Raw genomic sequence first — 22,780 nt, forward strand, 5'->3', positions numbered from 1 at the left:
TTCGAGGCTTTTGGTTACGACCTCGTGTCTCTTCGCGCCCTTCGTGGTCAGGCTTTGCCTGCCGCCAAAATCGCCTTCTTCGCGAACACCCGCACCATCTCCCGCCGATACTCTGGTGTGAGCATGGATGTGGTAAGCGGTTTTGCGGTCTGCGCCGCCAGTTCGGCGACAACCTGTGCGTAGTGCTCGCTCACGGCTCTCCCCACCAGAGCATGTTCAACGCTGGGCACCAGAAGAGGCGCGGGATTCACTCCGGTGATCGCGACGCGCACCTGCTCGACGACGCCGCGATTGACCTTCATCGCAACCGCCACTCCGGCGAGCGGATAATCAATTGACCCACGAAGACGAAGCTTCTGGTAGTTCCCCTTCCAACCCGAGGACGCTTCCGGCAGCAGGACACGCGTCAGCATTTCGTAGCGCTGCATTCGTAGGTGAGCGATGCCGTCATTGCCATAGAACTGCGCGATAGGGATGCGGCGGAATCCGTTCGGGCCAGCGACCTCAACTTCGGCATTGAGGCAGAGTAGCGCCGGCGCGGTGTCGCCGCTGAAGACCGCCCAGCAGACATCGCTCCCCGGCGCGACATGACACTGGTTCCCGTCCTTCTTCAGGCAGAAGCCGCAGCTCTTACGCCATTGCAGCGACTGGTTGTACCAGAGACAACGCGTATCAAGGCAGAGATTGCCTCCGAGTGTCCCCATATTGCGCAGCACCGGCGACGCGACTGTCACCGCGGCGTGGTGCAGCACGGAGTAATTGCGCTGCAGAAAACCAGAATCTTCGATGTTGCTGATCGTCGTCAGCGCCCCGATCTCCACGCCTGCTCCCGGCATCGCGCGAATGCCGTGCATCGACTCGATCCCACGTATGTCCATCACGTACTTCGGCGTGAACAGCCGCTGTTTCATCGACGGGATCAGGTCGGTTCCCCCGGCTATGATCCGCACATCGGGCGCATGCTGCTCAAGAAGGCGGACCGATTCCTGCACCGTTCGCGGACGCAGCAACCGGAACTCGGGGAGGCTCATCGGCTGCCCTCCGGTTTCGCGCCGTGTTCGCGGAACTGCGCGGGTGCGGCGGGATCGACACCCTCCGTCAGGTCGAGACGCTTCATTCCCTTTTGCGCACGCAGGGCGGCCAGTACACGCTCCGGCGTGAACGGAGCTTCATGCAGGCGCACGCCAACGGCGTCGAAAATGGCGTTGCTGATCACAGGAATTGTCGCGGCCAGCGAGCCCTCGCCGGCCTCCTTTGCACCGAACGGACCTTCGGGTTCGATACTCTCGACAATGATTGGCTCGACCAGGGGCGATTCGATGGATGCTGGCGTCGCGTAATTAAGCAGGCCGGGATTCATCGCCCGCCCGGCATTCCACGCGATCTCTTCCTGCAGCGCCTGGCCCAACCCCATCGAGACCGAACCGATGATCTGCCCTTCGACGCCGAGTGGGTTCAGCGCGCGACCGCAATCGTGCGCCGCCCAGATCTTATGTACCGTCACCTGCCCGGTCTCTTCGTCTACAGACACTTCAGCCACCTGCGCGGCATAAGAGTACGCTGGCGCAGGACCTACTCCCGCGCCCTTGAACAGCGCGCCGCGCGAATCCGACGGCGGAGAGTACCACCCGACGCCCCGTAAGGCACCAAACTTCGCGATCGTGAGTTCGACCGCCTCGTCGAAGGTCATCCACTGTTTCTTCTTCTCCTCCCCGAAGATCTTCTGAAGAGAACCCCGAGGAGCACCGGATCGGGCGGCAACACCGTGTACACGCTCCAGTCTCTCTAGTTCGATACTTCGCTCCATCCCCCGTCTGTAAATCGTCTCGTCTTTTATAACGACGTTCTCAGATTCGCAACCGAACGAGCCGGCCGCCCCCGCGAGCATCTGGTTGCGCACGCTCTCTGCTGCATGCAGCGCGGCGTTTCCGGTCATGAGAGTTACACGACTCGAATAAGAACCCAGATCGACTGGCGTTAGGTCCGTGTCGCCAGAGATGATTTTGACGCGGTCTAGTTTGCAGCCAAGTGCCTCGGCGACGATCTGGGCGATTACCGTGTCGGAGCCCTGCCCGATTTCCGGGGCGCCCGTGAACACGACCACCGAACCATCGCGCTCGAGTTTTACTTCGACCGTCGACTGTGGCGTATCGGAGCGTAGAATCGGATTCGCCGCGCCGCTCACATAATGACTACACGCCAATCCAAGGCCACGCCCGCGACCGAGTTTTCCCTTGCGGAGCTTCCACTGAGAACGCTCGACCACTTTCTCGATGCACTCGGGAAGGCCGTAACTTTGCACGCGCAGACCGTTCGCCGTGACCGTGGGCGCTTTCAGTAGATTTCGCGTGCGGATTACCGCGGGATCGATTTTCAGCTTCGCCGCGAGCTCGTCGAGGGCACTCTCGAACGCAAAGCGCACGTTGACCGTGCCGTGACCGCGCATGGCGCCACACGCGGGCTTGTTCGTGAGCACGCGGTAGCCGTCGAAGCGCACATGCTGCAGATCGTAAATCGCATGCAGCAGCGCCCCGGAATAGAGGACCGAGACAGGTCCGTAGGAGCAATATGCGCCGCCATCCTGGATGACTTTCGCGGAGACTCCGGTGATGCGGCCATCGTTTTTTGAGCCGATCTTCAAATCCACAATCGTTCTGGGTCGCCCACGGTGTGCCCAGAAGACTTCTTCGCGCGTGTAGGTGATCTTGACGGGAGCCATTGCCTTTCGCGCCGCAACGGCTGCAATGATCTCCAGCGGATTAATCTCGCTCTTGCCGCCGAACCCGCCGCCGACCAGCGGCTTGATCACGCGTATCTGTGAAATCGGCAGATCGAGCACCAGGGAAAGCTTGTGCTGCAGGTAGAACGGCACCTGCGTCGAGGACCAGACGGTGAGCCGCCACGATTCGCCAGTCTGAGGATTGAGTTCAAACGCGGCCAGAGTGGAGTGGGGCTCCATCGCAGCGTGCGTCACTTCGTTCGCGATGTACCGAGCCTCGTGGACTAAATCGGCGGACGCCAGCACCGTGTCCGGATCGCCAAAAACGTGGTGATATTCCTTCTCGATATTGCGCGGCTTGTCGGCGTGAATGAGTTCGCCCGTCGCCTTCATCGACTGCTCGGGATCGAAGTAGGCCGGTAGCGGTTGATACTGAACATCAATCAGTTCCAGCGCGCGCTCTGCGGTCGCCTCATCGATCGCTATGACGCACGCGACGTTGTCGCCGATGTATCGAACTTTGTCGACCGCCAGCGCGGTCTCGTCATGACCGATCGGAAGAATGCCGTACGCCGTCGGACAGTCGGCGCCGGTGAGCACCGCCGCGACGCCGGCGAGTGCTTGCGCTTTCGAAGCGTCGATGTGGAGAATTCGTGCGTGGGCGTGTGGGGAATGCAATATCTTACCGATGAGCATGCCGGGAAGCGAAATGTCGTCGGTGTACTGTCCGGCGCCTATCGTCTTTCGCGTTGCATCGACGAATGACACGGGCTTACCTACGACAGAGTAGTCGCTCATTCGCCCACGGCCGCCCGTGCCTGCGACTTCAATGCGAGTTTCACCGCGTCGTACATCTGGGTGTACCCGGTGCAGCGACAGAGATTGCCGCTGATGGCGCGCTTGATCTCTTCATCGCTTGGGTCAGGATTGTTCTCCAGAAGCGCCTTAATCGTCATCAGGAAGCCGGGCGTGCAGAAGCCGCACTGGGAGCCGCCGCTGGCACCCCAGGCGCGCTGGAGAGCGTTGAGGCGGCCATCGCCTGCGAGCGACTCGACGGTCATGATCTCGCTTCCCTGGCATGAGGCTGCCAGTAATGTGCACGAAAGCATGGGAACGCCGTCGATGAGAACCGCGCAGGCGCCGCAGGAAGAGTCGTCGCACGCCTGCTTGGAGCCGGTCAGGCCGAGGTCCCGCCGCAGCACATCGAGCAACAGCCGGTTGGGTTCGGCCGCCAACTGGTGCTCCCGTCCATTCACACGAAGAGTTATGAGTTCTTTGTTCATGACGGATGCGGTGTAGCGGAATAGTCTATCGTGTTTCGCGAAGGTACAAACGACTTTTGCGAGCAGCAATCAGTACAGCGGCACCTTGGGATCGATTTCGCGCGACCAGCGGTCGATGCCGCCGCGTAAGGATTGAACCTGTTCGAATCCCTGCTGGCGCAGCCAGGCGGTCACGTTCAGCGAGCGCATGCCATGGTGACAGTAGACGACGATGTGCTGCTCGGGATCGAGTTCCTGCACCCGCGCCGGAATTTCGCCCATGGGAATGTGCACCGAGGGTTCAATCGCCGCTGTCGCGCGTTCCACCGGTTCGCGAACATCAAGAACAATGAGGTCGGCTTTGTTGTCGAGTTTCTGTTTCAGATCTTGTGTGGTGAGTTCCCAATCCATAAGCTACTCAGCTTCTCAACTACTCAGCGAAACAGTCAATACGTTCGGCGCATTGCAGACAGCCGCTGCGGCGTGACCTGCATATCGGCGGTTTCTATCACGACCGTGTCCATGCTACAGCCCGGGCATACTGCCGTCTCGCCTTCATTCCAGAAGTCCTGGATCTCCTTGAAGAGGAAAATGCGGCCACAGTTATAGCAGCCGCAAACTGCGTCAGGATTCGTGCGTTCGTAGTGGCCGTCACTCATAAGAACCAATAACGAAGAATAATTCTGTTCAGAACTAAGTTTCTCCCGAGGACAGTCCGAATTGCCTGTTTGTATTGTTCTCTTGTAGAGGGGGTGATCATGGCCATTTGCAGCAACTCCGCCATCTTCCTCTCGAAGTCTTTCCCTTCCCATGGACTGGGCGAGTAAACAGACGGTCCCGAGTTGTAGTGTTCAGAGCCGAAGAGCCGGTTCTTGTCACTATCGTAGAGGCTAGTCCCGTTTTCGCGGTAGGCCATGTAGTCCATCGCGGAAATCAGAGTCTCTTTTGCTTCGGTAACCGTCACTTCCCCACCCACTTAGCCCGTCGCTTCTCCACAAACGCCCGGATTCCCTCTTTCGCGTCTTCGGTCTTCATCAGTTCGTCGACGTAGATTTGCTCGGAGCGGGCGAGACCCTTGTCGAAGTGTATGGCGTTCCAGGCGTAGAAGGCCTTTTTCGCGATGCCGAGTGCGGCCGGGCTGAACTGCTGGACGCGCGCGACGGTTTCGGTCATCGGTATCTCAGGGTCGCCGGCAACGCCATTCACGAGGCCCATGTCGTGCGCCTCCTGGGCCGTCACCATGCGAGCGGTCAGGAGCAGTTCTGCGGCGCGCTTCTGGCCGATAACCGCACTCAGGGCCACCATCGCGACGGGTGCGTAGGATGCCAGCTTGATCTCCGGGAAGCCGAAAACCGCATCCGGACAGCAATAGATCAGATCGCACATCAGCGCGAGTTCCGCGCCGCCACCCAGGCAATGTCGCCGGACCGTGGCTATCGTCAGCTTCCGAGAGTTGACAATCGCGCCGATGACTTCGTGAAATTTGCGCAGGATCGGCTCGAAACCGTCCGGATCATGTGAGCCTATATCGACTCCCGCGGAAAACGCGCGTTCGGAACCGGCAAATACGACCGCAACGATTCCCGGTCGCCGCTCGATATCGGCAAGCGCGAGTGACAGGTCATCGATCATCTCAGCATCGATGATGTTCAGGGGCGGATTGTTCAGCGTGATTCGCGCGACCGTGGGATGAAGTTCAACTTTCAGACGACGGTATTGGTCGGACATGTTGGTCTCGGCTCCAGCACGTCAATAAAAGCTATTGTAAGGCAGGAGAGCAAGTTCTCAGTTCGGTTCTCAGTTCAGTTAGACCCCCGAGTGTTCGAGACAATCAAAGAACCAGAAAACTCTGGCCCAAGTGGGAATGAGAACCGAGAACTGGGAATTGCTTCTAGATGTTGATCGCGCTCTTCCGCACCTCGCCGATCGACGCCAGCGGATCGCGTGCACCCTCCTTCGGGCTGATCCACTTCGGCTCATTCCGAATGACGTCGAGCAGCCGCGCCCTGTCCTGCTCGTTCGGCAGCCACTCGCCCAGGCGCTGTTCGTATTCGCGATCGCCGACGGGTTCGCCTGTCTTCGGGTGAAACTTCTGATCTTTCCACCGGCCGATCTCGCGATTGAACTTAATGTCCGGCGCGTAGAGTGGCTCTGTTCCCGGCTTCAGGTAGTTGTTCAACCGGTCGACCAGCCCCGCGACCTCCTGGTGATAGAGCGCCCGGTTGTAGTCGTTCAAATCGTCGAGATCCGCCGCCGTATCGTTCTTCGGCTCGTCGTAGCGCCCTTTCACACCCCAGACGTACGCCCAGTGTGCGCTCGACGAGTGATCCGTACCGAACAGGTCGTGTGAGCACGAGATCCACTTGTTGAGATATTTCTGCAGCAGGTCGGCGGGTATGATGCCCGCCTTCACGATGCGCGCGAGGCCGTCGTTGCCCGTACCCATGTGGAATGCCTCTTCGCGCAGCATGTAGCTCATCGAGCGGCCCAGCGGCGCGAAGGCCGAGTACTTGAGCATTTGCAACTGGAACTTGCCGTCGCGGTCGACGAAGTCGGTGTAGGTGAAGAAGTCCAGCCAGTTATCGACGTCGACGTTGAAGGCGCCAAGCAGTCGCTGATTTTCAAACGCGCGACGTTCAAGCAGTTTCTGCGCTTCGACTTTTCCGGATGACCCGAAGAATTCGACGAGGACCGCTGACATCTGCCAGCCGTGGCGCATCTCCTCGATCATCACGCGCGTGAGCGCCTGGCGGTCGTAGTCGGTCGGAGCGGTTTCGAACAGGAAGCGCTGCTGCTCGACCGACGCGAACTCGGTGTCGCCCTGGTAGACGATCATGTTGAGTAGCGCGTCGCGGATGTTCTGCGTCGGAATCTGACGCACGTTCTCCCACTTCTTGCGGCCCTTGAACGAGCCGAACTGGATCTCGTCGGTTTCGATGGCGCCGAAGAGCGTGTCGAACTTGAAGTTCTGGATCTCGCCGGTATTGACGCCGATTTCCTTGCGCCAATCTTCGAACATTCCGACCCAATCGTTGAAGCTGCCGATCTTGAAAACTTTTCCGGGCATAAGAACCTCTCTTGGGTGCCGGGTTCCGGGTTCCAAGTACCGGGTCACTTTCTTTTTTATCCAGAGTGCCAAGGCTAAACCGACTCTACCTCGGTACCCGGCGCCCGGTACCTGGTACCCCTACTTCGACTTAAACTCCGCCGGCCGTTTCTCCACGTACGCGTTCAGACCTTCTTTCGCGTCCTGCGAGTTGAAGAGCAGCGCCTGTAGTTCGCGTTCGATGGCGAGCGCGCTTTCCATTGGAAGCTCCCAGCCGGTCTGCACTGAACGTTTGATATGGCCAACGGCTTTCGCGGCCTTGTTCGGCGGGCAGAACTGGCGCGCGTAGTCCATGATGTTTACCATAAAATTTTCGCGCTCGAAGATGTCGTTGACGATGCCCATCTCCTTCGCCTCTTCGAACGAGAACGTGTTGCCGGTGACCATCAGTTCGATTGCCTTCGATTTGCCGACGAGGCGCGAAAGCCTCTGCGTTCCGCCAGTACCGGGCAGTACACCGAGATTGACTTCCGGAAGGCCGATTTTGCCGGCATCTTTGCGCGCGATACGAATATCGGCGGCCATGGCAATCTCGAGCCCACCGCCAACCGTGTGCCCGTTCAGCGCGGCGATGACCAGCTTCGGCGTGTGCTCCAGGCGCAGCAGCGTCTCGTTCGCGTGCAGGCAGAAGTAGTACTTGAAGGTGGGATCGACCGAGGCGAGCATTTTGATGTTCGCGCCGGCGGAGAAGAACTTGTCGCCCGCACCGGTGAGCACGATTACATGAACATCGTTATCCATTCGCGCCCTAAGAATGGCATCGTCGAGTTGCCGGTTCATCTCGTAGGTATAGGTGTTCGCCGGGGGATCGTTCATCTCGATCACCGCGACGCCGTCGGCGACGCGATAGTTAATGAGCGTCTGGGTCTCGGTTGCGGAAGTGGTGGCCATGGTCACTCCTTTTCAAATCTTTAAGATGTCAGTAAAACAGAATTTCTTTGTGCCTTACCCCTACCTGGCACCGGTAGGGTTGGGTCTCTTCTCAGCAAATACGCCCTTCAAGAACATGTCCGCGATCTGCTCAGCCAGGTCATCACTGCCCGGATCGACCTGGGGGTTGTACCAGGTATAGATCCAGTTCATCATGCCGAACAGGCTCATGACAGCGACTCGGCGCTCACTCCGGCGCGGGGGGCCATCGTTGCCGAACCTGTGCTTTCGCAGTTCGTCCAGCAGGCCGGAACACACGCGATAGTACTCACGCTTGATCGCTTGAATTTCTTTGCCATAACCGTTCTTCAGTGTGTTGTCTTCGTGCGCCAAAACCTTCATGGCCGTCATGTTCGCGACGAAGTACTCAATGTGATTGCGAATCATGGTGCGCACGGCATCTTCGGCATCACTGGTCGAGGCCAGTCGTTCGCGCAGTCTGTGCAGAACCTCGGTAAACGTGTGTCGCTGAATCAGGTAGAGCAGTTTGTCCTTCGATTCGAAGTAGTAGTACAGGCCGGCGAGGGACATTCCTGTGCGCCGCGACAGGTCGCGCATAGAGGCTCCCTCATAACCTTTTTCGTAGAAAACCTCGGCCCCGGCAGCGAGAATTTCGCCCAATCGCCTGTCGAAACGCGAATCGGCAGACGAGCTCCGCCGTGCCCCGTTTTCATTCGCACGCGAAGCCGCTCTCGTCGGTTTCACTGCCCTGAGTGCCATTCCCTGTGACGCCCCACGCGCCTGCTGCTTCCCACGAGCAGCCCTATTTCGAACGTTCGTTCGATATTACAGATGATTCCGTTCAGGCGCAAGATGCCGGAAAGGCGGTGGCAGGTGAAAAGCTGAGCAGTATCGATGAGGTAGGACAACCTGGAAATCCACAGGCCAGTGATGATTGCGAATCAACCAACAACCAGCCACTTATCACCAGCGACGGTCGTTTGGCATCTTACGGTTCCCTTCCCGCACCTAATTGGACGACAAATCTTCGGCGCGTCCTGCGCCTCCCCTGAGAGGTTTTCATGGCCAGCTTCGTAAAAGATGTGGAAGAAATCCGTCAACGCGCAATCTCAAAGATCGAGGATGGCGCCGTTACCGCCACCTACAAGGGCGACGTGGACCGCAGCATCGCAATCCTCAACGAGGCGCTCGCAACTGAAATTGTCTGCGTGCTTCGCTACATGCACCATTACTTCATGGCCACTGGCGTGCATGGTCGCGCCGTCGCCGACGAATTCAAAGAGCACGCCGACGCCGAACGCGAACACTCGGATGAAATCGCGGAGCGTATTCAGCAACTCGGCGGTAAACCAGATTTCAACCCCGCTTCCTTGCTGCAGCGCTCCGTGTCGCAGTACAAGGAAGGCGAGTCGCTGGCCGACATGATTCGTGAAGATCTCATTGCCGAGCGCATGGTCATTGAGGTCTATCAGCAGATGATTCGCCATTTTGGCGACAACGACCCGACGACGCGAATCATGATCGAGCACATCCTTTCCGAGGAAGAAGAGCACGCGTCTGACCTGTCCGATCTCCTCTACGTCGTCGATCCACACACGGGCGAGGCCGAGGGTCGCGATCCAGGAACCGATCCACTGCATGCCCGCCGAACCGAAGGCGAGAGCCGTCGTGGACAGAGCAAAAGCGGGCGCTCTGCGGAAGAAGATCGCGCGGAAGAATCTCTGGAGGAGGAAGAGCACGAGCCATCACTCACCAGGGGTGATCGCGAGAACCGGCCCGAGTGGCAGACTCGAATTGAACCGCGCTCGGGTGGAACCTCTCGCGGACGGGATCGCCAATACAATGGGCGGCAAGAGGAGCCGGAATCACGAGGTCGCCAGGCGCATGCGCAGCGTGAGACCTCGGCGCGTCCCGAACAGAAGACCTCGCGCGGTGGAGCAACGACCGGCAGCCCTGCCGAAGATCAACCTGCGCATGTCCCGGGAACGACCGGCCGCACCATGAACCGTCGCCAAAACGAACGGCGACCGCAAGAGGTTACGCCGGCCGAGCGTCCGAACCGCGGCGGCATGAGCGGCGGCACGCGAAGCCCGAAGGTTCTGCAGAAGAATCGGAAAAATAAGGTAGCGTGAAGCCGTCACCAATCAGCGAAAAAGGCCGGGAGCTCCGCCCGGCCTTTCCATTGCGCCACCTTTACGACTGAATGCTGAATGCCGATTGCTGAATGCTAGTTCTTGATGTTCTCCATCAACCGCTCAATCTCCTGCTTCACCTCGCCGCTGAGCGGCAGCAGCGGTAAGCGTCCGTTTCCGCCGTAGTAGCCGTTCAGATCCATTGCGTACTTCACGCCCGGCACGCTGAGTTCCCCGACGACGCGGGTCGCTGCCTTGGCGATGCGTTCCTGCTTCTCCTGTGCGAGTTTCTTGTCACCATCTTTGTATGCCGCGTAGATCTCGTAGCAGGCGGTCGGAGCGGCATCTGCGAACGCCAGGATCGAACCGACCGCACCGACTTCGAGAGAGAGCAGGAACTTCTGTGCCGAACCCACCAGCACCTGGAATCCGATTTCCTTCTGCCGCGTTTTCAGGTTCCCGACGACTTGGACCGCGCTAGATGACGGCTTCGTCAGTGCGATCGAACCCCCGGCACCGACCAACGCGGCCGCGGGAACGAGTTCTCCAGCCGCAACCGAGTTTGCCTTCTTCAACATACGCGCCGTAACTGGCTCAAAGCGTTCTGTGACGGTGGTACTGCGGCGAATGTGCCGCGTCTCGTCCACCATCCGCTTCACCTTCTCGATCACTCCGCTGGATTCCTTGATGGCCAGTAGATTCGGGTGCTCCGCCAACGCGATCACAACTTCAGCGGGAATGTCGTAACCGGTGCTCGGCGGGAAGCTGTAGATCATGATTGGCAGCGGCGATCGATCCGCCACGAATCGGTAAAACGCCAGCATGTTCTCCGGTTTCAGCTGACTCTTGTAATAGTGCGGAGTTCGAATCATGGCAACGTCGTAGTCGAGGCTCGCCGCGTACTCGATCAGCCGCAGCGTCTCAAACGCCGACTCGATGCCGCATCCGGCTATCATTACTTTCTCTGGCGCCGCCGCACCCATGGCAACGCGCAGCACCTCGCGCTTCTCCTCATCGCTGAGCATCAACGCCTCACCCGTCGAACCCTGCACGACAATGCCGGCAATCGGCGTCTTCGAGTAGCGATCGACGTTATGCTCCAGCTTCTTGTAATAGATTTTCCCGTCAGGATAGAAGGGCGTGGTAATCGGGGGGAAAAGACCGCTTAGTAACATTCAGAGCCTCACATAGATTGCAGTGAGTACTAGGATAACAGCATGATCTTCTGATTCGAATGATCCGCGTGAATCCGCGAAGATCCGCGGTTCGCATTCACTCGCACCTCGTACCTAGAACCTCGCACCCAGCACCCGATCCACCACCACGAACCCCAGCAGCATCACCGATATCAGTCCATTGGTCGTAAAGAACGCCGCATTCAGCTTGCTCAGATCATTGGCCTTCACCAGCGAGTGCTCGTAGATCAGCAGCGCACCCGTGATGATGACTCCGGCCAACGCAATCTTTCCCAGCCCAAAGGCGTACACGGTCGCGAGGAACAATGCGAACGCGATGACGTGGAACAGCCGCGAGATGATCAGCGCCCGCGCGATACCGAACCAGCGCGGAACGGAGTGCAGGTTCTCCTGGCGATCGTGGTCGTAATCCTGGCAGCTGTAGAGCACGTCGAAGCCGCCTCCCCAGAACATTACCGCGCCGGTGAGCAGGAAGATTCGCGGGTCGAGGTCTCCGCGCACGGCCACCCAAGCCGCTGCCGGCGCGATTCCCATGGCCAGGCCCAGAAACAGGTGCGCCCAGCGCGTGAACCGCTTCGTATACGAGTACCCAAATACGATTGCCAGCGCCACGGGTGAGAGATAGAAGGCAAACCGGTTCAGTTGCCACGCCGCCAACACTAGCAGCAGCGAACTGATCACAGTAAACCCGGCAACGAACTGCTGCGTCAGCAGTCCCGCCGGAAGCGCCCGCGTCCGCGTGCGCGGATTCGTCGCGTCAATTTCCGCGTCGGCCAAGCGGTTAAAGGCCATCGCCGCCGAGCGCGCCGCCACGAGCGCCACACAGATCCAGAGCAGCACGTGCGGTGAAGGAATCCCCTGCGCTGCGATCACGGCGCCCGTCAGACCAAACGGAAGCGTCAGGAACGAGTGCTCCCACTTGATCATCTCCAACGTCACATGAATGTTTCGGAAAAGACCCACACACGAATTTTAAACGGCAAAGGGTAAAACGGGAAACGCGTGAATAGTGGATCGTGGAAAGCCAAAGCATCCAGCGCAAACAGCGGTTCACGATTCACAATTCATGATCGACCTGTTTTGCCGTTTCCCCTTTGCCCCTTCCCTTTGCCTTTGCGAGCATCTCTCTTTCCAAATAAATCTATTTATTCCCCGCTTTTGCACATCCTGCCCGGCCTATACTTCGACCCAACGTAGTTCCTCTACGTGGTGCCTTCCGGCATTTCTTCCCGGCCCCAGCCCGATGCATTCGCATTTCGGCCGGAGTTGGACTTCTGTCAATGCTCAACCATGAATTGAAAGGAGCCACCATGATTGCACGTCAGGTTGAAGTCAATCTGAAGCCGGAGAAGTTGGTCGAATTCAAGAACATCTACGAGAAAGAAATCCTGCCAATTTTGAAGCGGCAGACCGGCTTCCTCGATTGCATCACTCTCAGTCCTGAGAACACGCACGACAGGAGCATCAGCCTCACGCTATGGAGAACCAAGCAGGATTGCGAAAATTACGACAAAAAGGAATACCAGAAGATCATTGACATGGTCCGCCCATTGCTACACGACACGCCGAACATCCAGTACTTCACCGTTGAGTACACGACTTTCCGCAAGGTGGAGACCGTCGCCGCCTAGTTGCGATCGATTTCGCGCCCGTGTTTTTGGCGCGATCACAGGGCCTGGATAGGGCCAACGAAGGCGGGCAGCCAGCTCGCCTTCTTTTCCGTAATATCTTCTCGTTTGCACTCAGGCTTATAATTTCACCGTGGTTTTTGTGGCTGTCGGGCCCCAGTCCTTGGGGTTGTTCTCGACCTTCTTGTTTCACAAGGAGCCGCAAATGGTCAGCCGAATCTTCATCTTCGCAGCCGCATTCCTGCTAACCAGCGCCTACGCCCAATCCAAGACCCCGCAGAAAGTTTCCACCGAGAGCGAAACCTGCATAGCGTGTCATCAGCAGCAAGCGCCTCTCATTTACAAGCAGTGGAGTGAGAGCAGGCACGCCACCGCGAGTGTCGGCTGCTACGAATGTCACAAGGCCGACAAGAGTCGTCCGGAAGCATTCGACCACAACGGCTTCACGATCTCAGTTCTGGTCGGACCAACCCAGTGCGCCGGTTGCCACGCAAAAGAAGTGAAGCAGTTTGAAGGCAGTCACCACGCGCAGGCTGGGCAGATCCTCGGCTCGCTCGACAACGTCCTCGGTGATGTTGTTGAAGGTCAGCAGGCCAGCGTCATGGGCTGTCAGAAATGCCATGGCAGCTTCGTAAAGGCCACGCAAAACGGCAAGTTCGATCCGCGCACCTGGCCCAACGAGGGCATCGGTCGGGTCAATCCGGACGGTACGTTCGGATCCTGTTCTGTCTGTCACAGCCGTCATACATTCTCGGTTGCCATCGCCCGCCAACCGGAGAGTTGCGGCTATTGCCATCTCGGCCCCGACCACCCGCACATCGAGATATACAACGAGAGCAAGCACGGCGTGACCTACCGCGCGTTCGCGAACAAAATGAACCTGGGTTCGTCAAAGTGGGTTTTGGGCGAGGATTATGACGCCGCCCCAACATGTGCCACCTGCCACATGGGCGCAATCCCATCGTTTCCAAACACGCACGACGTCGGAACCCGTCTCTCGTGGAACCTGCGTCCGGAAGTCGCCTTCCTCACACCGGACTGGCAGAAAAAGCGTGCCGCGATGAAGCAGGTCTGCGCGAACTGCCACGCTTCCGACTGGACCAATAACTTCTATTTGCAATATGACGCCCTCGTGAACATGAGCAATGACAAGTTCTTCGCTCCCGCCCGCGACATCATGGCCAAGCTCACCGCCGCCGGCAAAATCACCAAGGTTCCCTTCGACGCGCCAATCAAGTGGTCTTACTACGAGCTGTGGCATCACCAGGGACGCCGCTCCCGTATGGGCGCATCCATGATGGGCAATGACTACGTGCAGTGGCATGGCATGTACGAGGTTGCGAAAATCTTCTACGGCGAATTCCTGCCGCAAGCTGAGGAACTGCTGCCCGGCGTTACGGCGGAAGTGCGCGCCGCCGCGCCTAATGCATGGCTGAAGGGACTGACACCCCAGACTCGCAAGGAGATGCAGGAATACTACGAACGCATGTGGCACGAGCAAGCACCGGCGCCCGCGCAGCCTGCAACTCCAGCACCGCAACCACCTAAACGCCCCTAGCAACACGGCGCAAATCGGTTGATTACAAAGCAGTTCCCTTCATGCAAAGGGGGATGTACAAACCTCCATTTTGGTGAGACAGTGATTTGTTGCGGAGTAGATCCTCTCCATGCGTAAGTTGCTGTCTCTGGCCCTCGTTTTGTGTGGTGGTGTCGGTGCGTTCGCCCAGGCGCCGAAAAAGCGTTACATCAATCTCCCCAACAAGAACATCAACGCGCCGTTCAGCGATGCGGTTCTCGTCGGCGACACGCTTTACATAGCGGGCCGCATCGGTCTCGATCCCAAGACCGCCAAGCTCCCTGATGACGTCCAGCAGGAAGCGCGCAACGTGCTCGACGGATTCAAGGCTGTTCTCGCACAGGCCAACATGAACATGGACGACCTCGTTTCCGTCCAGGTTTTCTGCTCTGATGTCTCGCTCTTCGGCAAATGGAACGACGTCTACCGCTCCTACTTCAAGAAGGATTTTCCCGCTCGCGCCTTCATCGGCTCCGGCCACCTTCTCCTGGGAGCACACTTCGAAATGCAGGGCACCGCCGTCAGGGGCGGCGAAGCAACGCTGAAGAAGAAGCTCGCGGAATCCGAAACGCCCCAGGGGCAACTGATTCTTCTCAACGATCTTCGTCCTACTTTGTGTCGTTCGTGGTTCCCCGTCTTCTCCTCAGCGATCCCCGCATCCTTTGCGTTAAGCTTTCTTCATGCCCGACGAAGTCGAAGTAAAATTCCTCGTCTCCGATCCTGCCGAGCTCGAACGCAAACTCTGCGACCTCGGCTTTCAGCAAAAAACCGCATCCACCTTCGAGCGGAATACCCTCTATGACGCCGGAAGCGAACTCCGCTCCCGGGGCGAAATCCTCCGCCTACGCCAATATGGCGAACAATGGAAATTGACGCATAAATCGAAAGGCAGCGAAGGACGCCACAAGACGCGCGCCGAGAGCGAGACCGCCATCAGCAACGGCGAAGAAATGGACGCCATCCTTCGCGCGCTGGGATTCTCGCCCTCATTTGTTTATGAGAAGCACCGCGCCGAATGGAGCGACGGCCAGGGCGAGGTCGTGGTCGACCGCACGCCCATCGGCAACCTAGCTGAATTGGAAGGAAAGCCCAATTGGATCGACGCCATCGCAAAGAAACTCGGAATTGCCGAGTCACAGTACATCACAAAATCTTACGGCCAGCTCTTCGAGGAATGGCGGAAGAAGTCAGGAAGCAAGGCGCGGAATATGACTTTCGAAGAGATCAAGACTCCCTAAAGGAATACGCAGAGTGCGCAAATATCGCCGAGAGATAACCGTATCTCCTTCGCGACCTTGGCGTCCTCTGCGTTGATCCGTTCTTTACGCCGCTTCTCTCTTGGCCTGCTGCTCGTACGCGCTCACGCCGTAATACAGGGCTCGATCGAAGAACTGTTCCAGCAACATCAGGAAGTCGAGTTCGCTGAGTAGTGCCAGCGCATGGTCGGCCATGGCCTCGCGAAGGAGAAACTGCCACAAGTATTCCTTCGACATAATGACCGCCCAGGAAAACTGTCCGACGGGAATTCCCTGCCTCGCGCGTCGTCGCCCGGCTTCGGTGTATCGTTCTTCGATTTCGGCTTCGGTCTTTGTTGTCAGCCACAGGCTCAGGTTCTGGTAAAGCGACTGCAACTGGTCCCTCAGCGTATCTGTTGGGATTTTGCGATAAGCGGTGGTTCTCTCGGAAGAATGCAGCCGGCGAGCCAGGCCGTCCGCGAGTTCGGTCGAATGATTCTCGATTAGTCGAGCAAAGTGCAAGTTCAGCATCTGGGGAAGGGCTCCACTTATAGGATGCACCCATCGCCTTTGTAGCTGCATTCGATATTTCTACTTAGAGCATACGAAGGTGCAATAGGCGCTGACACGAAAACCCGCCGCGGGGGCGGGTTTCGGGTCAATGCCGCATGGTACTTACGCACCATGACACTTCTTGTACTTTTTCCCGGAGCCGCATGGACATGGGTCGTTTCGACCCACTTTATCCCCACGCACGACCTGCTGAACTGGCTGCTGGTCGCCTGATCCGGCCATCTTCGCCTGCTCCAGTTCGCGCCGTTTCTTGCGCTGAAACTCACGCTCGATCTCGTCCAGGGTCGTCTGGACACGCCCGTTGCCGTTGCCGTCCGTGGTATCGGCCGGAGCGGCAAAGTGCGCGCTGTGTTCCGTCTCTTCTGCGCGCTGACGCATGCGGCGCTCTTCGTTCGCATCCACCACCTGCATCAGGTACAGGTAACGAACAGTCTCCTCTTCGAAGCGCCCCATCATGGCTTCGAACATGTCGAACGACTCGCGCTTGTACTCAACAAGCGGATCGTGTTGCCCGTAGCCGCGCAGCCCGATTCCCTCCTTCAGGTGATCCATGCTGAGGAGATGGTCCTTCCATAACTGGTCGAGCACGCTCAACATGACAATCCGCTCGTGGTGCCGCATCGCATCTGGCCCGAGCAGGCGCTCCTTCGCGTCATAGCGTTCGATCAATTTCTGGAAGACCGCGTCACCGAGTTCGCTGCGATTGAGATTCTGCGGCTGAAGGCCCTCGGCATAAATATCGACGCCGAATTTTGTGAAAACCTCATTCTTGAGCCCCGCAAAGTCCCAATCTTCCGGATGCGTGTTTTCGGAGGCGTACTTGTCTAACAGCCCGCCCAGCATGTCGCGAACGTAATCCTGCTGGATGAGTTCCTTCTGATCGAGTCCTTCCAGCAGTTGGCGCCGCAGTCCATAAACGGCCTCGCGCTGCTTGTTCATTACGTCGTCGTACTCGAGCAGGTGTTTGCGGGACTCAAAGTTCTGCGCTTCGACCGCTTTCTGCGCAGCCTCGATGCGGCGCGTGATGAGGCGCGACTCGATCGGCACTCCTTCTTCCATCCCTAGCCGCTGGAGCAGGTTACTCACCCACTCCTTGGCGAAGATGCGCATCAGGTCGTCTTCCAGCGAAAGATAGAACCGCGATGCACCGGGATCTCCCTGGCGTCCAGAACGTCCGCGCAACTGGTTATCGATACGCCGCGACTCGTGCCGCTCGGTGCCGAGAATGAACAAGCCGCCGGCGTTGATAACGCGTTCGTGTTCCTCATCCGTCTGGGCCTTGTAGCGGCTCATAGCTTCCATCCATTTGTCGGTCGGACAGCTATACTCCGCTCCCTGGTAGTACCAGTACGTCATGCTTTGGTCGTCGCGATGCACGGCGAGTTCGCCTTCTGCCACCTTGACCGGTTGGGCTAAGCCCTTCTTCAGCATTTCCTGCTTCGCCGCGAATTCCGGGTTGCCGCCGAGCAGAATATCGGTGCCGCGGCCGGCCATGTTCGTCGCAATCGTGACCGCGCCAAAGCGGCCGGCTTGCGCGACGATCTCAGCTTCACGCTCGTGGAACTTGGCGTTCAACACAACCAGGTTCTTGAAACCCTTCTTCTTCAGGATGTCCGCCAGCCGCTCCGACTTTTCTACCGAAGTCGTGCCGACCAGCACCGGCTGACCATTCTTCGCGAGTTCCTGGATTTCGTCCGCAACTGCGTTGAACTTCTCTTTCACGGTGCGGTAAACGACGTCTGCATTCTCAACGCGCAACAGTGGCCTGTTCGTCGGGATGACGACGACTTCCAACTTGTAGATCTTGTGGAATTCCGCTGCTTCCGTTTCCGCCGTACCAGTCATACCGGCCAGCTTGCGATACATGCGGAAGTAGTTCTGGAAAGTAATAGTCGCCAGCGTCTGGTTCTCGCGCTCGACCTTTACGTTTTCCTTCGCTTCCACCGCCTGGTGCAGACCGTCGGACCACCGCCGACCCGGCATCAAGCGGCCCGTGAACTCGTCGACGATGATGACCTCGCCATCTTTCACCACGTACTCGACATCACGGTGATACATGTGATGCGCCTTGACGGCCGTCTCCACGTGGTGTTTCAGCGCCCAGTTCTCGGGATCGGCGATGTTCGTAATTCCCAGCAGCCCTTCGACCTTCTCCCACCCCTTCTCGGTGACGGTCGCCGTTTTGTGCTTCTCGTCGATGACAAAGTCGCCCGTAAGGATCTTCGAACTCGCCTCGTCGCTGACTTGAGAGAGCTCCGTTATTAACTCTTCCTTCTGCTCCGCCGACAGCTTCCCCTGCTCCAGCGCTTTACGTGCCTCTGGCGGCGTGAACTCTTCTCCCATTTCCAGCTTGGGGATGATCTTGTTCACCCGGTAGTACTTGTCGGTCGACTCCTCGCTGGCGCCGCTGATGATCAGTGGGGTTCGCGCTTCGTCGATGAGGATGGAGTCGACTTCGTCCACGATTGCGAAGTTATGCCCGCGCTGCACGCAATCGTTGACATCGAACTTCATGTTGTCGCGCAGGTAGTCGAAGCCGAACTCGTTGTTCGTCCCGTACGTTACGTCAGCCCCATACGCAGCCTTGCGCTGGTCATCATCGAGTTCGTGCACGATGACGCCGACCGATAGGCCGAGAAAGTTGTAAATCTTGCCCATCCACTCCGAGTCGCGCTTAGCCAGGTAATCGTTAACCGTCACAACGTGAACGCCGCGCCCGGAGAGCGCATTGAGGTATACCGGGAGGGTCGCGACCAGCGTTTTACCTTCTCCGGTCTTCATTTCGGCGATCTTGCCCTGGTGCAGCACCATGCCGCCAATAAGCTGCACATCGAAGTGCCGCATGTTGAGCACACGGCGGCCAGCCTCGCGGACCACCGCGAAGGCCTCTTCGAGAATCTCGTCCAGCGCTTCGGCGATCACATCCGCGTAAGCCTTTTCGAGTTGCTTGACGCGGTCTGGGTCGTCCTCTTCGGCCATGCCGGAGGCTGTTGCCAGACGGTCCTGAATGCGCTTCCTGAATTCGTCGGTCTTGGCGCGCAATTGTTCATCGGAGAGTTTCTGCATCTCCGGTTCGAGCGCGTTAATTCGCTCCACACGCGGACCCAGGCGCTTCAGATCGCGCTCGTTCTGGGTTCCAAATACCTTGCCTATTATCTTATTGATCAAAACTTATGGTCCTCGGGTCGGATCGGACCGGCGCACTCCGGTCTGACGATTCAACTCCAACATTATATTGGATGCTGCCGGATAACCCACGACTCCGATCGGCTTCGAGCAGAGTAGCGGGGTTTTAGTGCACTTCCAGGTTCGCCACATCAGCGGGAATGACCGAGATGTGAAACGATTTTTCGCCAAGAAGAAAGGGCCCCATAGGGGCCCTGTTACGGCGACTTTCGGCCCTATGCCGCGCTACGCCTTCCACGGCGAGGTGTCTCTTCCGCACCCTCTTCCTCTTCTTCCATTCCCATGTTTTCCGGCTTCAGCTTCTTGGCGAAGCTCTCCATCTTCTTGGCCGTCTGCTCCTCCTCCTTGAGGTTCTGGTTCAGCAGCTTGGAGACCTTCTTGTGGCCCATCAAATCGGCCAGGCGGATCAGGTCGTTGTAGGCGCAGATCTCATAGCTCTCGACCTTGCTCGCCGCCCCCACATTGAAGATATCGGCGATGTCTTCCGCCGGGTCTTCCTCCTCCATGAAGGTATCGTGCTCCTCGACGAGTCCCCGGATGCCCTTGCACTCGGTCTCCTCGGTTTCTTCGCCGAGTTCCTCGAGGCACTGTTCCAGGCGCTCTGCCTGTTTTTCGGTCTGCTTCTGATGGCTCTCGAATGCCTTCTTCAAGTCCGGGCGGCTGCTCTCTTCTGCCTGCTTGCCCAATGCTTCTACGAGCTGCTGCTCGGCGCTGAGCATCTCGCTCAATCCGTGTAATAAAAACTCATGTGCAGTCTGCATGTGCGGTGTCTCCTCCGAGCCATCTGATGCCTCCGGCCACGCACGAGTGCGCCGGGCCACTCTCGCTGCCTCACATCTGCCTTCCCGCGCCCCACATCTGCCGCAGTGAGCAGACGTGGGCACGACGCACTCCGGAAACACTTCTACCAGCTCTCTCCCACTCTCGGTGCGATCGGCTCAAACGATTTCGTGCCTCGTACCGCCGCCCTCCTGTACTATTCCGCTTAGACGCCATGTTCTACAACCGGTTCCTGGAAACGGTTCAGCGGTTCCCGTCCAACGTCGCGGTCGAGATGCAGCTCTCGTCCAGGCCTGAAGGCGACCACGTTGAACGCTACACCTACGCCGAGTTGCGGCAGATGTCGGACTCCATCGGTAGCTGGCTGACTGAAAACGGAGTCACGGCCGGAGCGCGTTGCGCCATCCTCGCCGCCAATAGTCCGCGCTGGCTCGCTACTCACCTCGGCATCGTCGCCGCCGGAAACGCCGTGGTGCCACTCGACACCGCCTTTCACGATGACCAGGTAACCAAGCTGCTCCTCGACAGCGGCGCCACGCTGATGTTCGTCGACCAGCGCTTCCGCTCGCTCGCCGAGCGTGCCGTCTCCGATATGAACGTGCGCCTCGTTGCCATGGAAGGCGATGGGCACGGAGGGCCGTCACTGGACGCGATATTCGCCGCCGGCCCTGCAAATTTCTCTCCCGCCCACAGTGGCCCCGACGACATCGCCTGCATCCTCTACACTTCCGGCACCACCAGCGACCCCAAGGGCGTCATGATCACTCACGACAATCTGCGCGCCGAAATGGACGCCGTCTTCGGGTTCATTCGCGTGGACCGGAATGACGCTTTGCTCGGAGTCCTGCCGCTCTTCCACGCGCTGGCGCAGATGGCGAACCTGCTGCTCCCCATGGCGGTCGGCGGCAAGGTCGTCTACCTCGAATCGCTGAACACGACAGAGTTGATGAAAGCGCTCCGTGAGCGCGACATCACCATCTTCTGTTGCGTCCCCCAGTTCTTCTACCTCATCCACGATCGCATCTTTTCCGAAGTCAAGAACAAGGGGAACACGGCCTTCCGTGTTTTCAAGGCACTGCTGGCGCTGAATGGCCTTGGGCGCAAAGTCGGCCTCAATCCCGGAAAAATCATCTTCAAGAAAGTTCACGACCTGCTCGGCCCCAAGATGCGCTACCTCGTCACTGGTGGCTCGCGATTCGATCCCGCCATCGGCCGCGACTTCGAGGCTCTCGGCTTCACCCTGCTGCAGGCTTACGGACTCACCGAGGTCACCGGCGGCTCCCACTGCACCCGCCCAGAGCACAACGTCATGGGCTCCATCGGCCCGCCGCTTCCCGGCGTCGAAGCGAAGATCCTCGACCCCAAACCGCCCGAAGACGGCTCCGGTCCGCCTGTCGGCGAAATCATCATTCGCGGCAAAACCGTCATGAAGGGCTACTACAATCGCCCAGACGCCACCGAGGCCGCCATCGACAACGATGGCTGGTTCCACTCCGGCGACCTCGGATACGTCGACTCCGGCGGCAACTTCTTCGTCACAGGCCGTGCGAAAGAAATCATCGTCCTCAGTTCCGGCAAGAATATTTACCCGGAAGAGATCGAGGACTATTACGTCAAATCGCCGTGGATCAAGGAAATCTGCGTGCTCGGCCTGGAGAGCAAGCCCGGCGAGCCCAAGGGCGAGCGCCTGCACGGCGTCGTCGTGCCTGATTTTGACATGCTGCGGCAGAAGAAGATCGTCAATACCCGCGAAGTCATCCGCTTCGACATCGAAAACATCTCCGCTGGCCTGCCGCCAACCAAGCGAATCCTGAGCTACGAGATCTGGCAGGAGGACCTGCCGCGCACCACCACGCGCAAACTGCGTCGCTTCGCCATCGAGAAGAAAGTTCGCGAGCGCCAGGCCCAAAACATCACCGACGACAAGCCCCCCGAGCGCGAACTCACACCCGACGAGCAGCAGTGGATCGAGCAGCCAGACGTGCAAAAGGCCCTCGATATCGTCAAGAAGGCCAGCAAGGTTGCCGTCACCAAAATCCACCCACGCGACAACCTCGAACTCGATCTCGGCCTCGACTCCATGGAGCGCGTCGAACTGCTCACGGCACTCGAACAGGCACTCGGCGGCGACGTTCACGACACCGCCGCCTCTGAGGTTTACACCGTCCGCGAAGTCATCGACCTCGTGCGCGCGCACCTCGGCAAAACCTCCGCGCCCCCCGCTGGCTGGGACACCATCCTCGCCGCCGACGTCACCGACCCGAACGTCCTCGCCATCACCCGCAAGCGCTACCTGCTAGACCCAGTCTGGTTCCTCTTCGGCAAGGCCGTCACCATCTTCGCCACCGACATGTTCCACCTCGAAGTCCGCGGCATGGAGAAGATGCTGAAGAAAGGCCCGTTCATCATCTCGCCGAACCACCAGAGCTTCCTCGACGCGCCGCTCGTCACCGCCGCCCTGCCCTGGGACGTCTTCCACAACGTCTTCTACGTCGG

General features: G+C 58.7%; 18 protein-coding genes and 2 pseudogenes. 6 read left to right on the forward strand and 14 right to left on the reverse strand.

Features of this window, described 5'->3' with window-relative positions; all coding sequences use genetic code 11:
* Positions 1 to 47: 47 nt before the first annotated feature.
* From ROO76_08320 to ROO76_08360, 9 genes are all read right to left on the reverse strand, one after another.
* Entirely contained in the window at positions 48 to 1,031 is a 984-nt protein-coding gene (locus tag ROO76_08320) for an FAD binding domain-containing protein (protein ID MDT8068159.1), read from the reverse strand.
* Positions 1,028 to 3,517: a molybdopterin cofactor-binding domain-containing protein gene (locus ROO76_08325; GenBank protein ID MDT8068160.1), complete on the reverse strand. Its 2,490-nt coding sequence runs from the start codon at positions 3,515 to 3,517 to the stop codon at positions 1,028 to 1,030. Before ROO76_08325 ends, ROO76_08320 begins: the two co-directional genes overlap by 4 nt.
* Complete coding sequence (locus tag ROO76_08330; GenBank protein ID MDT8068161.1) at positions 3,514 to 4,002, reverse strand: (2Fe-2S)-binding protein; 489 nt, start codon at positions 4,000 to 4,002, stop codon at positions 3,514 to 3,516. Before ROO76_08330 ends, ROO76_08325 begins: the two co-directional genes overlap by 4 nt.
* Before the next feature lie 69 nt (positions 4,003 to 4,071).
* Positions 4,072 to 4,392 (reverse strand): rhodanese-like domain-containing protein, encoded by a 321-nt coding sequence (locus ROO76_08335; GenBank protein MDT8068162.1) that lies wholly within the window; start codon positions 4,390 to 4,392, stop codon positions 4,072 to 4,074.
* Positions 4,393 to 4,427: 35 nt separating this feature from the next.
* Positions 4,428 to 4,640, reverse strand: a complete 213-nt coding sequence (locus ROO76_08340) for a cytoplasmic protein (GenBank protein ID MDT8068163.1) — start codon at positions 4,638 to 4,640, stop codon at positions 4,428 to 4,430.
* A gap of 301 nt (positions 4,641 to 4,941) precedes the next feature.
* A complete protein-coding gene (locus ROO76_08345) occupies positions 4,942 to 5,709 on the reverse strand; it encodes an enoyl-CoA hydratase/isomerase family protein (protein ID MDT8068164.1) in 768 nt (255 codons plus the stop codon).
* 163 nt (positions 5,710 to 5,872) lie between these two features.
* Complete coding sequence (locus ROO76_08350) at positions 5,873 to 7,048, reverse strand: Phenylacetic acid catabolic protein (GenBank protein MDT8068165.1); 1,176 nt, start codon at positions 7,046 to 7,048, stop codon at positions 5,873 to 5,875.
* Between the two features lie 120 nt (positions 7,049 to 7,168).
* The gene (locus tag ROO76_08355; GenBank protein ID MDT8068166.1) at positions 7,169 to 7,978 is read right to left on the reverse strand and encodes an enoyl-CoA hydratase/isomerase family protein; all 810 of its coding nucleotides are present in this window, start codon (positions 7,976 to 7,978) and stop codon (positions 7,169 to 7,171) included.
* Between the two features lie 60 nt (positions 7,979 to 8,038).
* Positions 8,039 to 8,737 (reverse strand): TetR/AcrR family transcriptional regulator, encoded by a 699-nt coding sequence (locus ROO76_08360; GenBank protein MDT8068167.1) that lies wholly within the window; start codon positions 8,735 to 8,737, stop codon positions 8,039 to 8,041.
* A gap of 302 nt (positions 8,738 to 9,039) precedes the next feature.
* Between ROO76_08360 and ROO76_08365 the strand changes: the two are divergent.
* Positions 9,040 to 9,555, forward strand: a pseudogene (locus ROO76_08365) (ferritin-like domain-containing protein).
* A gap of 650 nt (positions 9,556 to 10,205) precedes the next feature.
* Here the strand turns inward: ROO76_08365 and ROO76_08370 are convergent.
* Complete coding sequence (locus ROO76_08370; GenBank protein MDT8068168.1) at positions 10,206 to 11,285, reverse strand: dihydrodipicolinate synthase family protein; 1,080 nt, start codon at positions 11,283 to 11,285, stop codon at positions 10,206 to 10,208.
* 114 nt (positions 11,286 to 11,399) lie between these two features.
* Complete coding sequence (locus tag ROO76_08375) at positions 11,400 to 12,269, reverse strand: UbiA-like polyprenyltransferase (GenBank protein MDT8068169.1); 870 nt, start codon at positions 12,267 to 12,269, stop codon at positions 11,400 to 11,402.
* A 347-nt stretch (positions 12,270 to 12,616) separates the two neighbouring features.
* Here ROO76_08375 and ROO76_08380 point away from each other — a divergent pair, with 347 nt between their 5' ends.
* The 4 genes and pseudogenes from ROO76_08380 to ROO76_08395 all read left to right on the forward strand — a co-directional run bounded on the left by ROO76_08380 (position 12,617) and on the right by ROO76_08395 (position 15,748).
* Complete coding sequence (locus ROO76_08380; protein MDT8068170.1) at positions 12,617 to 12,937, forward strand: hypothetical protein; 321 nt, start codon at positions 12,617 to 12,619, stop codon at positions 12,935 to 12,937.
* A gap of 202 nt (positions 12,938 to 13,139) precedes the next feature.
* Positions 13,140 to 14,492 (forward strand): multiheme c-type cytochrome, encoded by a 1,353-nt coding sequence (locus ROO76_08385; protein MDT8068171.1) that lies wholly within the window; start codon positions 13,140 to 13,142, stop codon positions 14,490 to 14,492.
* Positions 14,493 to 14,601: 109 nt separating this feature from the next.
* Positions 14,602 to 14,973, forward strand: a pseudogene (locus tag ROO76_08390) (Rid family hydrolase).
* Between the two features lie 217 nt (positions 14,974 to 15,190).
* Positions 15,191 to 15,748, forward strand: a complete 558-nt coding sequence (locus tag ROO76_08395) for a class IV adenylate cyclase (protein ID MDT8068172.1) — start codon at positions 15,191 to 15,193, stop codon at positions 15,746 to 15,748.
* 84 nt (positions 15,749 to 15,832) lie between these two features.
* Here ROO76_08395 and ROO76_08400 read toward each other — a convergent pair whose 3' ends face one another.
* The 3 genes from ROO76_08400 to ROO76_08410 all read right to left on the reverse strand — a co-directional run bounded on the left by ROO76_08400 (position 15,833) and on the right by ROO76_08410 (position 20,265).
* Positions 15,833 to 16,276: a hypothetical protein gene (locus tag ROO76_08400; GenBank protein MDT8068173.1), complete on the reverse strand. Its 444-nt coding sequence runs from the start codon at positions 16,274 to 16,276 to the stop codon at positions 15,833 to 15,835.
* Positions 16,277 to 16,420: 144 nt separating this feature from the next.
* Positions 16,421 to 19,486, reverse strand: coding sequence for a preprotein translocase subunit SecA (gene secA / locus ROO76_08405; protein MDT8068174.1), 3,066 nt, complete (start codon positions 19,484 to 19,486; stop codon positions 16,421 to 16,423).
* Positions 19,487 to 19,719: 233 nt separating this feature from the next.
* Positions 19,720 to 20,265 (reverse strand): DUF892 family protein, encoded by a 546-nt coding sequence (locus tag ROO76_08410; GenBank protein ID MDT8068175.1) that lies wholly within the window; start codon positions 20,263 to 20,265, stop codon positions 19,720 to 19,722.
* Positions 20,266 to 20,498: 233 nt separating this feature from the next.
* On the opposite strand from ROO76_08410, the gene ROO76_08415 reads away from it, so the two are divergent.
* Positions 20,499 to 22,780, forward strand: a 2,282-nt coding sequence (locus ROO76_08415) for an AMP-binding protein (GenBank protein ID MDT8068176.1), incomplete at its 3' end; no start/stop codon positions are given.

The sequence above is a fragment of the Terriglobia bacterium genome, from assembly GCA_032252755.1.
Taxonomy (GTDB): Bacteria; Acidobacteriota; Terriglobia; order Terriglobales; family Acidobacteriaceae; genus JAVUPY01.